The sequence below is a fragment of the Pigmentiphaga litoralis genome (assembly GCF_013408655.1).
GTDB classification, from domain to species: domain Bacteria; phylum Pseudomonadota; class Gammaproteobacteria; order Burkholderiales; family Burkholderiaceae_B; genus Pigmentiphaga; species Pigmentiphaga litoralis_A.
The window spans coordinates 3,995,437-4,009,432 of record NZ_JACCBP010000001.1 but is presented as its reverse complement, the minus strand read 5'-3'; the positions used below and the strand labels follow the sequence as shown (position 1 = coordinate 4,009,432).

The following is a 13,996-nucleotide window of genomic DNA, read 5'->3' as shown; positions in this document are numbered from 1 at the left end:
TCGCTATGCAACTTCTTTCGTTGCCGTCACGCTCCCGGCGATGCTCCTTCCAGTTCGCGCTTCGGCGCAGCGTACGCCGCTTCCTGCTGCCGCCGCCACATGGTCGCGTAACGGCCGCCCGCGGCCAGCAGTTCGTGGTGACGGCCGCGTTCGATGACGGTGCCCGCGTCCAGAACAATGATCTCGTCACTGTCGATGATCGTCGACAGGCGGTGCGCGATCGTCAGCGTCGTACGGCCACGGCTGACTTCTCGCAGATTGTTCTGGATCTCGCGTTCGGTATGGGTGTCGAGGGCGCTGGTGGCCTCGTCGAACAGCAAAATGGCCGGCTGCTTCAGAATGGTCCGCGCAATGGCCACGCGTTGCTTTTCGCCGCCCGACAGCTTGAGCCCGCGTTCGCCCACCACGGTCTTGTAGCCATCGGGCATGGCCAGGATGAAGTCATGGATGTGCGCCAGGCGCGCAGCGTTTTCCACTTCTTCGACCGACGCGCCCGGACGGCCGTAGGCGATGTTGTAGAGGATGGTGTCGTTGAACAGCACGGTGTCTTGCGGCACGATGCCGATGGCGCCGCGCAGGCTGCCCTGGGTCACGTCGCGAATGTCCTGGCCATCGATCAGGATCGCGCCACTGTCCACGTCGTAGAAGCGGAACAGCAGGCGGCTCAGGGTCGATTTGCCCGCGCCCGACGAACCCACCACCGCGGTCGTCTTGCCCGCCATCACCGTGAACGACACGCCTTTCAGGATCTCGCGGCGCGGGTCGTAGCCAAAGTGCACGTCGCGAAATTCCAGCGTCGCGCCCGTCACCGCCAGGGCGGGTGCGCCCGGCTTGTCGGCCACTTCGTAGTCCACCGCCATCAGTTCGAACATGCGGTCCATGTCGATCAGCGACTGCTTGATCTCGCGGTACACGAAGCCAAAGAAGTTTAGCGGCTGATACAGCTGCAGCAGATAGGTGTTGACCAGCACGAAGTCGCCGATGGTCAGCCGGCCCGCGGCAATACCGCGGGCGGCCATGTACATGATGACCGTCAGCCCGACCGAAATGATCGCGGCCTGGCCCACGTTGAGCAGCGACAGACTGGTCTGGCTCTTGACGGCCGCGCGTTCGTAGCTCTGCAACGCGCCATCGTACCGGCGGGCTTCATGGGCTTCGTTGCCGAAGTATTTGACCGTCTCGTAATTGAGCAGGCTGTCCACCGCCTTCGTATTGGCTTCCGAGTCCGTCTCGTTCATCTGCTTGCGGAACTTGGTGCGCCATTCGGTCACCAGCAGCGTGTACGCGATGTAGAGCGTAACGGTGACCAGGGTGGCCAACGCGAACCAGCCATCGAACATGCGCCACAGAATGATGGTGACCAGCGCGATTTCGAACAGCGTCGGCAGCACGTTGAACAGCATGTACGACAGCAGTGTCTCGATACCTTTCGTGCCGCGTTCGATGGACCGCGTCAGGCCGCCGGTCTGGCGCGCCAGGTGGAAACGCAAGGACAGCGCATGCAGGTGCCGGAACACTTTCAGGCCGACCGCGCGGATCGAATGTTGCGCGACTTTCGAGAAAACGGCGTCGCGCAGTTCCGAGAACATCAGCGTCAGCACGCGCGCGCCGCCATAGGCCAGGATGGCGCCCAGCGGCACGACGATCAACGCCGCGTCCTTGGCGCCCAGCGCATCCACGGCCGCCTTGTAGAACATCGGAATGTAGATGTTGGCGACCTTGGCGGCGATCAGCAGCAAGACCGCGACAACGATGCGGACGCGCAACGAGGGCGCGTCTTTGGGCCAGAGATAGGGGGCCAGGGTGCGTAATGTGGCCAGTCCGCCTTTGGGGCGGGCGGGGGCGACGGGCGGGGTTTCCGCCGCGCGGTCCGTCTTTGTTGCAGGTGAAGTCAAACCAGTCTTCCAGGGATCAATAGTGCGCACGATACGCCTGTTGGCAGGCTCATGCAGGCGGGCGGCCGAACGCCTCACTGAAAAAATCGATGAAGGTACGGACCTTGGGCGACAGGAATTTGCGGCTGGTATAGGCCGCATACAGCGTGACCGACACGGCGGAATACGCAGGCAGCACGCGTTGCAACGCACCCGTGGCCAAGTCGTCGGCGATCTGCCATTCCGGCAGGTAACCAATGCCAATGCCCGCCAGGATGCTTTGATGTGTCAGGGTCGAATCATCGGACTTCATCGCCGCCTTCAGCTGGACCGTGGTCGTGCCCTCGGGCCCGGCCAGGGTCATGCGCTGCGCCGACGGCAGGTAGGAAGGCAGCACCGAGTCATGGGCGGTCAGGTCGGACGGCGTCGTGATCCGCGCGTGCCGGGCCAGGTAATCCGGGCTCGCCACCAGAAAGAAGTGCAGCTGGCACAGCGGCCGCACGATCAATGACGGCAGGTCCTGATTGGTGGCGCGCAGGGCGACATCAAAGCCGCCTTCGGCCAGATCAATCTTGTGATTGGTCAGCCGCAAGTCCATCACCACCCGCGGATAGCGTTGCCGGTACCGCGCCAGCATGGCGGCAAACCGCGCATTGGCGCACCACACCGGCGCCGTGATCTTGAGCGTGCCCGACGGCTCGGCCCCGCTGCGGCCCAGCGTGGATTCGGCTTCGTCCAGGCGGTCCAGCGCGTCGGCACAGTGGTCAAGATAGACCGCGCCGGCCTCGGTCAGGCTGACGTGACGGCTGCTGCGGTTGAGCAGCCGCGACCCCAGGTGCCGTTCCAGATGCGCCACATGCTTGCTCGCCATCGCGGCGGACAGGCCCATCCGCCGCGCGGCATCCGCAAAGCTTCCGCCTTCCGCCACCTGGCGAAAGACGCGCATGCTGAGCAGGGTATCCATGCGGTGTCAGGCCTTGCGGCGAGCGGCGTCCACGCTGAACGCGCCCGCACCGGCCGCGGCAAAGAACAGGAACAGGAAACAGTAGACGACGGCCAATTCGCCCTTGTTGAGCAGCGGGCTGAACCCTTGCGGCGCATGCGCAATGAAGTACGCAAACGCCATCTGGCCCGACAGAATAAAGGCCACTGGCCGCGTGAACAGCCCGATCAGCAGCAGCACGCCGCCGACCAGTTCAAGCATGCCCGCAATGCCGTACATGGACAGCAAGGGCGCGCCGCTCATGCCCATGGCCGGAAAATCGAACAGCTTGGCGCTGCCGTGCTGCAGGAACAAGAAGGCGGCAATGATGCGCAGCAGGCCTTGAGCGCGAGGTGTCCAGACGGACAGGGAATCTTGGGTCGGAGTCATGGTGGGTGTCTGAAAAAAGGGGGGGTCTGAAAAACAAAGAGGTCGAAGGAAAAAAGGAAAGCGATCGAAGGATTGCGGACGGGAAAGGTTCCGTTCGGGAAAATTCCGGCAACGGCAACAACGGACCCGCCGCGACCTGAGCCGTAGCGGGTCGTACCCGACGGCGCCTTCAGCCGAAGCGGCTGGCCGACACGACGACGTTCATCACCTCGTCTTCGAACACTTTTTGCCCAGGGTCATTGCCCGCCGCGCCCGCCGCCACCATCAGCGGCAACAGGTGATCGGGATGCGGCTGGGTGGCGCGCGCATCGGGCGCGGCTTCCCAATGAACGAGGGCATCGCGGCGCTGCGCGGGCGGCAGGGCCACCGCCGTGGCAAGCCAGTCGTCGAAACGGCGCGACGCGGCGTGGAACGCAGGCGTGTAGCCGCGCATGTTGTGAAAGCTCATGCCGCTGCCGATGATCAGCACGCCTTCGTCGCGCAAGGCTTGCAGTGCTTCGCCGGCACGCAGGTGATCGTCGGGGTCCAGGCCGTTTTTCATGGACAACTGAACCACGGGAATGTCGGCATCGGGGTAGATCAGCTTGAAGGGCACGAACACGCCATGGTCGAAGCCGCGCTGCGTATCCACGCCCGTGGGCAGGCCCGCAGCGGCCAACAGTTCCTGCACCCGCCGCGCTACCGCAGGCGAGCCCGGCGCCGGATAGGTCAGTTGATAGGTATGTTCCGGAAAGCCGTAGTAGTCGAACAGCAGGGGCGGCGCTTCGCCCGCGTTGACGGTAAAGGCGTCTTCCTGCCAGTGGCCGGAAATGACGAGTACGGCCTTGGGCCGCGTGCCGACCGAGTTGGCCAGGCCTTTCAGAAAATCGGCCATGCGGTCCCACATGTGCGGATTGCCGGGCCAGTCCATGAAGAAACAGGGGCCGCCGCCGTGCGGAATGAAAAAGGTGGGAAGCCGGGTTGAGGTTGCGTCAGGCATGGTGCATCTCCTTGATGCAGCCAATATAGGCGTCTACCCCCAGGCGATCAACGGTCCGGAAGGGAAGGTATCGTTTCCTGTCAGTTGATGATCGCAGGGCCCGGTCACCGTGCCATCAAGGCTGGCCGGCCATCGTCTCCACAAAGAACGCACTGGGCGCCACGCCAAACTGCCGCTTGAACATGGTGGCAAACGCACTGGGGCTGCCGTAGCCCAGCTCCAGGGCCACGTCCACGATCTTGGCTTGCGAGGCCAGCATTTCCAGCGCCGCCAGCAGCCGCGCCTGCTGGCGCCATTGCCCGAAGGTCATGCCCATTTCGCGCAGGAACAGGCGGTGGATGGTCTTGGGATCGACGCCCAGGCGCGCAGCCCATTCGGCGGCGGTGGTCCGGTCGTGCGGTTCGCGGGTCAGGGTCTGGCCAATCAGCCGCAGGCGGGGGTCGGTCGGATTCGGCAGATGCAGGGGCAGCGTGGGCACCAGCCGAAGCTCGTCCAGCAGCAGGCGCATCAGGCGGCCGTCGCGCGTATCGGGCGAGTAGGGCAGGGGCACGTTGATCGCCGCCAGGATCAGTTCGCGCAGCAGCGGCGAAATGCCGATCACCGAACATTGCGTCGGCAGGTGCGGGCTGGCGTCAGGCCGGATGAACGCCGCGCGCATCTTGACCTCGCCCACCATGCGCAGCTGGTGCGGCATGTCGGGCGGCATCCAGATCGCGCGCGTGGGCGGCACGACCCACAGGCCCTGTTCGGTGCTGACCACCATGACGCCATGCACGGCATGGATCAGCTGCGCATTCGGGTGACGGTGGTGACCCGTGTTGTGCCCATTCAGAAAATCGGTCGCCATGGCCGTGACGGGCAAGGCGCTGCGGTCGAACTGCGTGTACCGGGGAGGGGAGACGTCCATGTCCATTTCTCGAAGGGTTTCGCCAGAATCTCGCAAGACAGGCGGGAACTTGACGCGTAGGCTACGCGTATTCCCGGTACTCGACCAGTGCACGGGATGTCGACCGGCCCAACGCCGGCACCCGATCAGAACGAGACGCCCATGCAATCCAGCATCCCCACCTCCCCCACGACAACGCCGTTGCCGGCCGCGTCTTCCCTGGCCTCGCCCGCGGCATCCAGCACCGCGGCTGCCCCCGCCGCCGAGCGCACCGGCTTTCGGGTATTGAGCGCGATCAGTTTTGCGCACTTCCTGAACGACATGCTGCAGTCGCTGATCCTGGCGATCTACCCGCTGCTGAAAAGCGGGTTCAACCTCAGCTTTACGCAGATCGGCCTGATCACGCTCACGTATCAGATCACGGCGTCGCTGCTGCAGCCGCTGGTCGGCCTGTACACCGACAAGCATCCCAAGCCCTATTCGCTGGCGGTCGGCATGGGCTTCACCCTGTCGGGCCTGCTGGCCCTGGCGTTCGCGCCGAACTACAGCGTACTGATCGTTGCGGCCCTGCTGATGGGCATGGGGTCGTCGATCTTCCATCCGGAATCGTCGCGCGTGGCGCGGCTGGTGTCGGGCGGACGGCATGGCTTGGCGCAATCGATCTTCCAGGTCGGCGGCAACGCGGGCAGCGCCATGGGGCCGCTGCTGGCCGCCTGGTTCATCATCCCGCGCGGGCAGGACAGCGTCGCCTGGTTTGCCTTGGCCGCGCTGACCGGCATGCTTATCCTGTGGCAGGTGGGCGTCTGGTACAAGCACCAGCATCTGTCGGGCCGCAACAAGGCGCGCGCCCGGCCGGCGGTCGTGTCTCCCGTCAGCCGCAACGCGGTGATCGGGTCCATGGCCGTGCTGCTGACGCTGCTGTTCTCCAAGTACTTCTACATGGCCAGCTTCACCAGCTACTACACGTTCTACCTGATGCACCGCTTCAACGTCAGTGTCCAGAACGCGCAGATGCACCTGTTCCTGTTCCTGGCCGCCGTGGCGCTGGGCACCATCCTGGGCGGCCCCATCGGCGACAAGATCGGCCGCAAGCGCGTCATCTGGGGATCGATCCTGGGCGTCGCACCGTTTGCGCTGATCCTGCCGTACGCCGACCTGTTCTGGACGGGTGTTCTCAGCTTTGTGATCGGTCTGATCCTGGCCTCGGCCTTCTCGGCCATCCTGGTGTTTGCGCAGGAACTGATGCCGGGCAAGGTCGGCACGGTGTCGGGCCTGTTCTTCGGCTTTGCGTTCGGCATGGGCGGCCTTGGCGCCGCGGTGCTGGGCAAGGTGGCCGACAGCCAGGGCATCGAATTCGTGTACCACCTGTGCGCCTTCCTGCCCTTGCTCGGCATGCTGACGATTCTGCTGCCGGACGTGGGACGGGCCAAGGTGAAGGCGGCCGCGGCGCGGTAATTACGGCTTGTCCCCGCAGACCTCGCGCACGCAGGCACGCAGCCAGCGATGGGCGGGGTCGGCGTCCAGGCGCGGATGCCAGAACATCGAGATGGTCATGCCCGGCACCTTGAACGGGAGCGGAAAACTCGTCAGTGCACTGCGCATCGTGCTGGTGTGGCGTTCCGGAACACTGGCGATCAGGTCTGACCCGGCAGCCAGCGCCAGGGCCGCGCCGTAGCCCCCCACGGTCGTCACGATGTGACGCGTCTTGCCTTCGCGGTCGAGCGCGTCGTCGATCGGTCCGCGATCACGGCCCCGGCGAGACACCAGAATGTGCTGCCCGGCGGCGTACCGGGTCGGGGTGATGCGGCGTTCGGTCAGCGGGTGGCCGTTTCGGACCACGCCGATGAAGCGGTCGCCGAACAGCCGCTGCGCGCGCACTTCCGGTCCCATGTCCTGCCCGATCACGCCGGTTTCCAGGTCCACGTCGCCTTGACGCAGCGGCGTGCTGTCCTTGTCCAGCTTGGGCAGGAAACGCAGCCGCACGCCGGCGGCATCCCGCGCCACCCGGGCGATCAGCGCCGCCCCGAACGTTTCGACGAACCCTTCGCTGCACCGAAGCGTGAAGGTCGCCGCCAGCGTGTGCAGGTTCAATGCCGTGTCGGGCTGCAGCACCGCATGCGCATCGCGCAGGACGGGGCCGATGCGTGCGCGCAGTTCGATGGCGCGCGGCGTCGGCACCAGGCCCCGGCCGGCCCTGACCAGCAGCGGATCCCCGGTGGTGGCGCGCAGCCGGGCCAAGGCGCGGCTCATGGCGGACGGGCTGAGACCCAGGCGCTCGGCAGCGCGCGCGACGTTGCCTGTGTCCAGCAGGACGTCCAGGGTGATGAGCAGGTTGAGGTCGGGGCGGGGCATGCGCGCAAAGTAGCACGCAGGCGGCGTGTTTGGCTGCAAGTGACATGGCGTTGCATGCATGATTGACGTGCATGGCGTGCGTCTTCCGCCATGTTATGAACGGGCTTAGTCTTGGGAATCCTGCATCGGCGTCTGCGACTGCATCGGCATTCGATTCCGCATCGGCATTCGCTTCCGCATCTGCATTCGCTTCCGCACCTGCATCGCGGTTAGAAGGGTTTTATGCGCACGTTCCTGATCCCGCTGTTTTCCGCTCGGCAATCTGGTGGGCAGTCCCATGCACGGTTGCATCGGCAATCGGTCGAGCCATCGGCTAGGCCGGCCAGGCAACATTCCGCCGCCGGTCCCGTCATTCCGGTTGTCCAGGCATCGGTATCGGTTGCGCAGGCATTGGCGCCCGCAACCGCAACCGCAACCGCAACCGCATCTGCATCGGCATCGGCATCGGCATCCGCATCGGCATCGGCATCCGCATCCGCACCGATTCCGCCGGTCCACGTCAAGGCCGCGTTGGCGGGCCTGTCCTTGTCGATGCTGCTGGCATCGCTGGGCAGCAGCATTGCCAACGTCGGGCTGCCTGCCTTTGCACAGGCGTTTGGCGCGCCGTTCGGGCAGGCGCAGTGGATCGTGCTGGCGTACTTGCTGTCCACGACCACGCTGGTCGTGGTGGCGGGGCGCTTGGGTGATCAGTTTGGCCGGCGGCGTGTGCTGGTGGCGGGCGTCACGCTGTTCACGGCAGCGTCGGGACTGTGCGCGTTGGCGCCATCGCTCAGCATGCTGATCATTGCCCGGGCGTTGCAGGGGGCAGGCGCGGCGGCGATGATGGCCCTGACGTTGGCCTTTGTCGGCGACCTGATGCCCAAGGCATCGGCGGGCCGCGCCATGGGTCTGCTCGGCGCCATGTCGGCCACGGGAACGGCACTGGGCCCGGCGCTAGGCGGCCTGCTGCTGTCGGTATGGGGATGGCCCGCGCTGTTCGCGGTGATGCTGCCGCCAGGCGCGCTGGCGGCGTGGATCACGTGGAAGCACCTGCCCGCGTCCGCGTCCGCATTGGCACCTGCATCGGCACCCACGCCCACACCCACACCGGCACCTGCGTCCGCTTTCGCTTCCGCGCCAGTGTCGGTACGATCGCCTTCATCCGCACCCGCATCTACACCATCGCTGGTACCCACACCCAACGCATCGCCGCCGCGTGTCGCTCGCGCGTCCTCGGCCGCTGCGAGACTGGACGCCCAAGGCATGCTCCTGCTCGTGCTGACACTGGCCGCCTATGCACTCGCCATGACCTTGGGTCGTACGTCGGGCAGCGCGTGGACGATGCCGCTGCTGCTGGCTACCGCTGCCATCGGCGCCATCGGCTTCATCCGGGCAGAAGCGCGCGCCGCTTTCCCGTTGATTCGCCTTGACGTCCTCCAACGTCCCGACGTCGGTTCCGGATTCGCCTTCAGCGCCGCCGTCTCCACCGTCGCGATGGCGACCTTGGTCGTGAGTCCGTTCTATCTGTCAGCAGGCCTGGGGTTGCGGCCCGCGCAGGTCGGCCTGGTCATGTCCGTGGGCCCGATCGTGGCGGCGCTGCTGGGGGCGCCAGCGGGCCGCTGGGTCGACCGGCATGGCCAAGCCGCCATGACACGCAGTGGACTGATCGTCATGCTGGCCGGCTGCGTGCTGCTCGCCGCCATTCCGGTGTCCTTCGGCGTTGCGGGCTACCTGTTTGCCCTGGTGCCTTTGACCGCAGGCTATGCGGTGTTCCAGACGGCCAACAACACCGCGGTCATGGCGGCGGCAGGCCCGAATGAACGCGGCGTGATCGGCGGCGCGCTGGGCCTGTCGCGCAACCTGGGACTGATCAGCGGCGCATCGTTGATGGGCGCAATTTTCCTGGCCGGCGCGGCCACGACCGACCCGACGTCGGCGTCGCCGGCCGCCGTCGCCGCGGGCCTGCGCCTGACCTTTCTTGTGGCGGCAGCGCTGGTCGGCGCGTGCCTGGTGACCGGCCAAGTAATGCGCCGATCCCGCCAGCGCAGCTGACCTGCCGCTCGCGCAGCGGACCCTGCCTATAATTCCAGCTTGCCCACCGCACCCAGGCACGTCATTGCCTTCCGATGCGCGGCGTGGCCTCCTGACCAAGCCCCTTCACCAAGCCCCTTCACCAAGCCCCTTCACCAGCCCCTTCTTTACCGACACCCATCATCATGCGAAAAGCACTCGTCCTGTTTTCCGGAGGCCAGGACTCCACCACGTGCCTGGCCTGGGCTGCCGACCGGTATGAGGTCGTCGAGACCATCGGCTTCGACTACGGCCAGCGCCATCGTGTCGAACTCGATGCGCGCCAGCATGTGCTCGAGGCCATGCGCGCGCAGTTTCCGGACTGGGCGCCGCGCATCGGCGCCGACCACATGGTGGACCTGGGCGTGCTGGGCGCGATCAGCGACACGGCGTTGACCAGCGACACCGAAATCAGGATGGCCGCCAATGGCCTGCCCAACACCTTCGTGCCGGGCCGCAACCTGGTATTTTTGACGATGGCATCGGCCGTGGCCTACCGGCGCGGCCTGGACGTGATCGTGGGCGGGATGTGCGAGACGGATTTTTCGGGCTACCCCGACTGCCGCGACGACACCATCAAGGCCCTGCAAGTGGCCGTGTCCCTGGGCATGGGCCAGCGCTTCACGTTCGACACGCCCTTGATGTGGATCGACAAGGCCGAGACCTGGGCCCTGGCCGACGATCTGGGCGGCCAGGCCTTCGTCGACCTGGTGGTCGAACACACCCACACCTGCTACCACGGCGACCGCACCCAGCGCTTCGACTGGGGCTACGGCTGCGGCACCTGCCCGGCCTGCGAGTTGCGCAAGAACGGTTTCGAGAAGTGGCGCGCCGCGGCGGCGTAGGCCTGCACCCTATCCAATCGCGGCCCCAGCCCACCACCCATAAAAAAAGCGTCCGGCATGTACCGGACGCTTTTTTTCATTCTGGACACCGCACGCGCCGCAAGCAGCGCGTGCGGTCCAACCGGCTTACGCCGAGAAGTTCTTCAGCAGGGCTTCGCGATACGCTTCGATATCGGCGATGGGGCGGCGGGCGACGCCGGATTCCATGGCAGCCAGCGCGACGGCTGACGCGATTTCGCTGATGAGGCGGGGATCGAACGGAGTCGGGATGAAGTAGTCGGGACCGAAGGTCAGGGTCTTGCCCGGGTAGGCCTTGGCGACCTGCTCGGGGATTTCCTTCTGGGCCAGACCGGCCAGCGCGTTCACGCAGGCCAGCTTCATTTCGTCGGAGATGCGCATGGCATCGACGTCGAGTGCGCCGCGGAACAGGAACGGGAAGCACAGCACGTTGTTGACCTGGTTCGGGTAGTCCGAACGGCCCGTGGCGATCAGCACGTCGGAGCGCACGGCCTTGGCCAGTTCCGGCAGGATTTCCGGTTCGGGGTTGGCCAGCGCCAGGATCAGCGGACGCAGGCCCATGGACTTGACCATGTCTTGCGTCAGCAACTTGCCGGCCGAGCAACCCAGGAACACGTCGGCGTCCTGGCAGGCATCGGCGAGCGAACGCGCGGTGCTGGAGGTCGCGTAGCGCGCCTTGTTGAATTCCATCGACTGGTCGCGGCCTTCAAACACCACGCCCTTGGAGTCGACGAGCAGGACGTTTTCTTTCTTCAGGCCCAGGCGGACCAGCAGGTCCAGGCAGGCGATGGCGGCGGCGCCGGCGCCGGAGCAGACCAGGCGCACGCTGTCGAGCGTCTTGTCAGCCAGCTTCAGGCCGTTGACGATGGCCGCCGACGTCACGATGGCCGTGCCGTGCTGGTCGTCGTGGAACACGGGAATCGACATGCGTTCGCTGAGCTTGCGTTCGATGTAGAAGCACTCGGGCGCCTTGATGTCTTCAAGGTTGATGCCGCCGAAGGTCGGTTCCATCATCGCGATGGCGTCGATCAGCTTGTCGGGATCGGTTTCGGCGAGTTCGATGTCGAACACGTTAATGCCGGCAAACTTCTGGAACAGGCAGGCCTTGCCTTCCATGACCGGCTTGGCCGCGTACGGGCCGATGTTGCCGAGACCCAGCACGGCGGTGCCGTTCGAGATCACGCCGACCAGGTTCGAGCGCGAGGTGTACAGGCGCACGGACTGCTGGTCGTTGGCGATGGCTTCACACGCCGCGGCCACACCGGGCGAGTACGCCAGCGACAGGTCTTCCTGGTTCGCGAGCGGCTTGGTCGGGACCACGGCAATCTTGCCGGGGATGGGGAACTGGTGGTAGGCGAGGGCCTTATCCGAGAGCGTGGAGTCCATTGCTTATCTGTAGATCGCCGAAGGGCACAAGACCTGCATTGTATGCCGCCCGGCGCGTGCGCGTGCCGCAAACCATGTTGCAGCGCGGCATGACGGCGGGATTCCCCCGGCCGGTGCACGCGGTATCCCACATGCCGATAAAAACCGCTCAGGGACGACTATCCGGGCCGGCGGCTTGCACCGGATCGGTGCCGGAAGCGTTGCGTGCAGACGTCGCCTTGCCGGTCAGCCATCCTGTCCGATGACCGCCGCACAGATCGATCAGCTGCGGTGATTCCAGGTCTTCGTTGAACCAGACCGAGAGCGATTCGCGCAGTTCGCCGACGTACACGGGCGTGTCACCGTCCAGGCGCATGCTCAGGTCATGGCCAGGGACGAGCAGAGTGCCGGGCACCTTGCGCCACTCGGCCCAGATGCGGTCCAGGCTGCTGACGCTGGCGGCGTGGTCGTCGCTGTCGTGCACGTTCATCGACAGGAGTTCGGCGCGGTTCTTGGCGGCGTCGCCGGTGAACAGCACGGGCAGGTCCGACGCGCTCAGATAGAAGAGCAGATGACCGGGCGTGTGGCCGGGCGCGGCGATCGCGGTCAGGCCGGGCAGGATCGTGTCGCCGTCGCGCAGCAGGGTGACGCGGGATGAGGTCGACAGTTCCTTTACGTACAGCTCGGGCAGCGGGTTGAAGCCGGGCGGCTGGTCGGCGGCCCAGGCCAGTTCGTCGGCGCCGATCCAGACGGTGGCGTTCGGGAACAGCGTGAAGTTGATGGCGTGGTCGTAGTGCGCGTGGGTCAGCACGACGTCGGTGACGTCGCCGGGCGCAACGCCACAGGCGGTCAGCTGGCGCAGCAGGGGCTTGCGCACCCCGAATGCGCCCACGTCGATGAGCGCGGTGCGGCCGCCGCCGCGCAGCAGGGCCACGGTGCTCCAGCCGAGCCCGCCATGACAGACCGCGCGGCCAGGAAAGCCCTGGATCAGAACGTCGAGTTGCATGCTTGTCTCCTCCTGGTCTGCGGGGCGCCAGCCGGCGCCCCGGCCCGCTGCTTACTTTGCTGCCGCGTCCTTGCCGGCGTCTTCTTGCGCCTTGGCCAGGATCTTGCCGGCCAGCGCAAAGCCCGTGTTGGCCGCGGGCACGCCGCAGTACACGGCCGCCTGGACCAGCGCTTCTTCGATTGCCTGGGCTTCGACGCCGGCGCGCAGGGCGGCGCCTACGTGCAGTTCGAATTCTTCCCAGCGGCCCAGGGCAACCATCATCGACAGGACCATCATGCGGCGTTCGACATCCTGGAAACGGCTGGACGTCCACAGCTCGCCCCACGCGTAGCGGGTGATGAAGGCCTGGAAACGTTTGTTGAAGGGCGTGACGGACGCGACGCGCTGTTCCACGTATTCGCGACCCAGCACCTGCTTGCGGCGGTCCAGGCCGTAGGCGTAGCGGTCGGCTTCGGTTTCCACCGGCGGGTCGACCAGGAATTCCACGGCGGCGTCGCAGAACTGCACAGGCGTCTCGGTCGCGGCAATGTGCGCGGCGGGCAGGGCGACAACCACGGCGCCGTCGATCGCGGCGGCGATCTGCTGGCCGACCGCGGGCGGCGTGGACAGGTCGCGTTCACCGGTCAGCACCAGGGTCGGCACCTTGATGGCGGACAGGGATGACGTCAGGTCCAGATCGCGGATCGCAGCGCAGCAGCCGGCATAGCCGGGAGCCGACATCGACAGGAAGGTATTGCGGACGCGCTGGAATTCGATGCCGTTGCGGGCGACGAATTCGGGGGTGAAGAAGCGCGCCATGGCCATGTCGGCAATGCTGTCCATGCCCTTTTCCAGCACGGTCGCGATGCGGGTGCGCCAGATGGCCGGATCGAATTTGGGCGCGGTGTTGGCCAGGATCAGCCGGCGCAGGCGCGCGGGGCGATTGGCCGCGTACCACATGCCCACCATGCCGCCGAGCGACACGCCGCAGTAGTCGAAGCTGTCGAGCCCGGCCGCGATCGCGACGGCGTCCAGGTCGGCGCCCAATTGGGCGATGGTGTATTCGCCGGCTGGCGCGTCGGACGCGCCATGGCCGCGCGCGTCGTAACGCACCACATAGAAGTGGCGCATGAGGCGCGGCATGACCGGGTCCCAGGCGGCAAAGTCGGTACCGATGGAATTGCCGAGGATGAGCGGCGGCAGGCTGCGGTCGCCATCGGCGCGCCAATAGATGCGGGCGTCGCCGCTGAGTGCATGAGGCATGGGGTCTC

The 13,996-nt window shown here is 66.1% G+C and carries 11 protein-coding genes and 1 pseudogene; 3 read left to right on the top strand and 9 right to left on the bottom strand.

Annotation, left to right across the window (positions count from 1 at the left end):
• Positions 1-26 precede the first annotated feature (26 nt).
• The 5 genes from HD883_RS18270 to HD883_RS18250 all read right to left on the bottom strand — a co-directional run bounded on the left by HD883_RS18270 (position 27) and on the right by HD883_RS18250 (position 5,132).
• Positions 27-1,820, bottom strand: a complete 1,794-nt coding sequence (locus HD883_RS18270; protein ID WP_257022558.1) for an ABCB family ABC transporter ATP-binding protein/permease — start codon at positions 1,818-1,820, stop codon at positions 27-29.
• A gap of 124 nt (positions 1,821-1,944) precedes the next feature.
• A complete protein-coding gene (locus HD883_RS18265; protein ID WP_179582863.1) occupies positions 1,945-2,838 on the bottom strand; it encodes a LysR family transcriptional regulator in 894 nt (297 codons plus the stop codon).
• A 6-nt stretch (positions 2,839-2,844) separates the two neighbouring features.
• Positions 2,845-3,246: a DoxX family protein gene (locus tag HD883_RS18260; protein WP_179582865.1), complete on the bottom strand. Its 402-nt coding sequence runs from the start codon at positions 3,244-3,246 to the stop codon at positions 2,845-2,847.
• Positions 3,247-3,415: 169 nt separating this feature from the next.
• Positions 3,416-4,225, bottom strand: a complete 810-nt coding sequence (locus HD883_RS18255; protein WP_179582867.1) for a DODA-type extradiol aromatic ring-opening family dioxygenase — start codon at positions 4,223-4,225, stop codon at positions 3,416-3,418.
• 115 nt (positions 4,226-4,340) lie between these two features.
• Complete coding sequence (locus HD883_RS18250) at positions 4,341-5,132, bottom strand: AraC family transcriptional regulator (protein ID WP_257022284.1); 792 nt, start codon at positions 5,130-5,132, stop codon at positions 4,341-4,343.
• A gap of 141 nt (positions 5,133-5,273) precedes the next feature.
• Here HD883_RS18250 and HD883_RS18245 point away from each other — a divergent pair, with 141 nt between their 5' ends.
• Entirely contained in the window at positions 5,274-6,566 is a 1,293-nt protein-coding gene (locus HD883_RS18245) for an MFS transporter (protein ID WP_179582871.1), read from the top strand.
• Here HD883_RS18245 and HD883_RS18240 read toward each other — a convergent pair whose 3' ends face one another.
• Entirely contained in the window at positions 6,567-7,463 is an 897-nt protein-coding gene (locus tag HD883_RS18240) for a LysR family transcriptional regulator (protein WP_179582873.1), read from the bottom strand.
• A 222-nt stretch (positions 7,464-7,685) separates the two neighbouring features.
• On the opposite strand from HD883_RS18240, the gene HD883_RS18230 reads away from it, so the two are divergent.
• Positions 7,686-9,494: an MFS transporter gene (locus tag HD883_RS18230; protein WP_373563401.1), complete on the top strand. Its 1,809-nt coding sequence runs from the start codon at positions 7,686-7,688 to the stop codon at positions 9,492-9,494.
• A gap of 164 nt (positions 9,495-9,658) precedes the next feature.
• Positions 9,659-10,357 carry a 7-cyano-7-deazaguanine synthase QueC gene (gene queC, locus HD883_RS18225; protein ID WP_179582887.1) on the top strand — a complete coding sequence of 233 codons (699 nt, stop codon included), beginning with the start codon at positions 9,659-9,661 and terminating at the stop codon, positions 10,355-10,357.
• Positions 10,358-10,504: 147 nt separating this feature from the next.
• Here the strand turns inward: queC and HD883_RS18220 are convergent.
• The 3 genes and pseudogenes from HD883_RS18220 to pcaDC form a co-directional block, all read right to left on the bottom strand.
• A pseudogene (locus HD883_RS18220) lies at positions 10,505-11,761 on the bottom strand (malic enzyme-like NAD(P)-binding protein); the annotation flags it as partial.
• A 148-nt stretch (positions 11,762-11,909) separates the two neighbouring features.
• The gene (locus tag HD883_RS18215; protein ID WP_179582890.1) at positions 11,910-12,746 is read right to left on the bottom strand and encodes an MBL fold metallo-hydrolase; all 837 of its coding nucleotides are present in this window, start codon (positions 12,744-12,746) and stop codon (positions 11,910-11,912) included.
• A gap of 51 nt (positions 12,747-12,797) precedes the next feature.
• Positions 12,798-13,988, bottom strand: coding sequence for a bifunctional 3-oxoadipate enol-lactonase/4-carboxymuconolactone decarboxylase PcaDC (gene pcaDC / locus HD883_RS18210; protein ID WP_179582892.1), 1,191 nt, complete (start codon positions 13,986-13,988; stop codon positions 12,798-12,800).
• Positions 13,989-13,996: the final 8 nt, after the last annotated feature.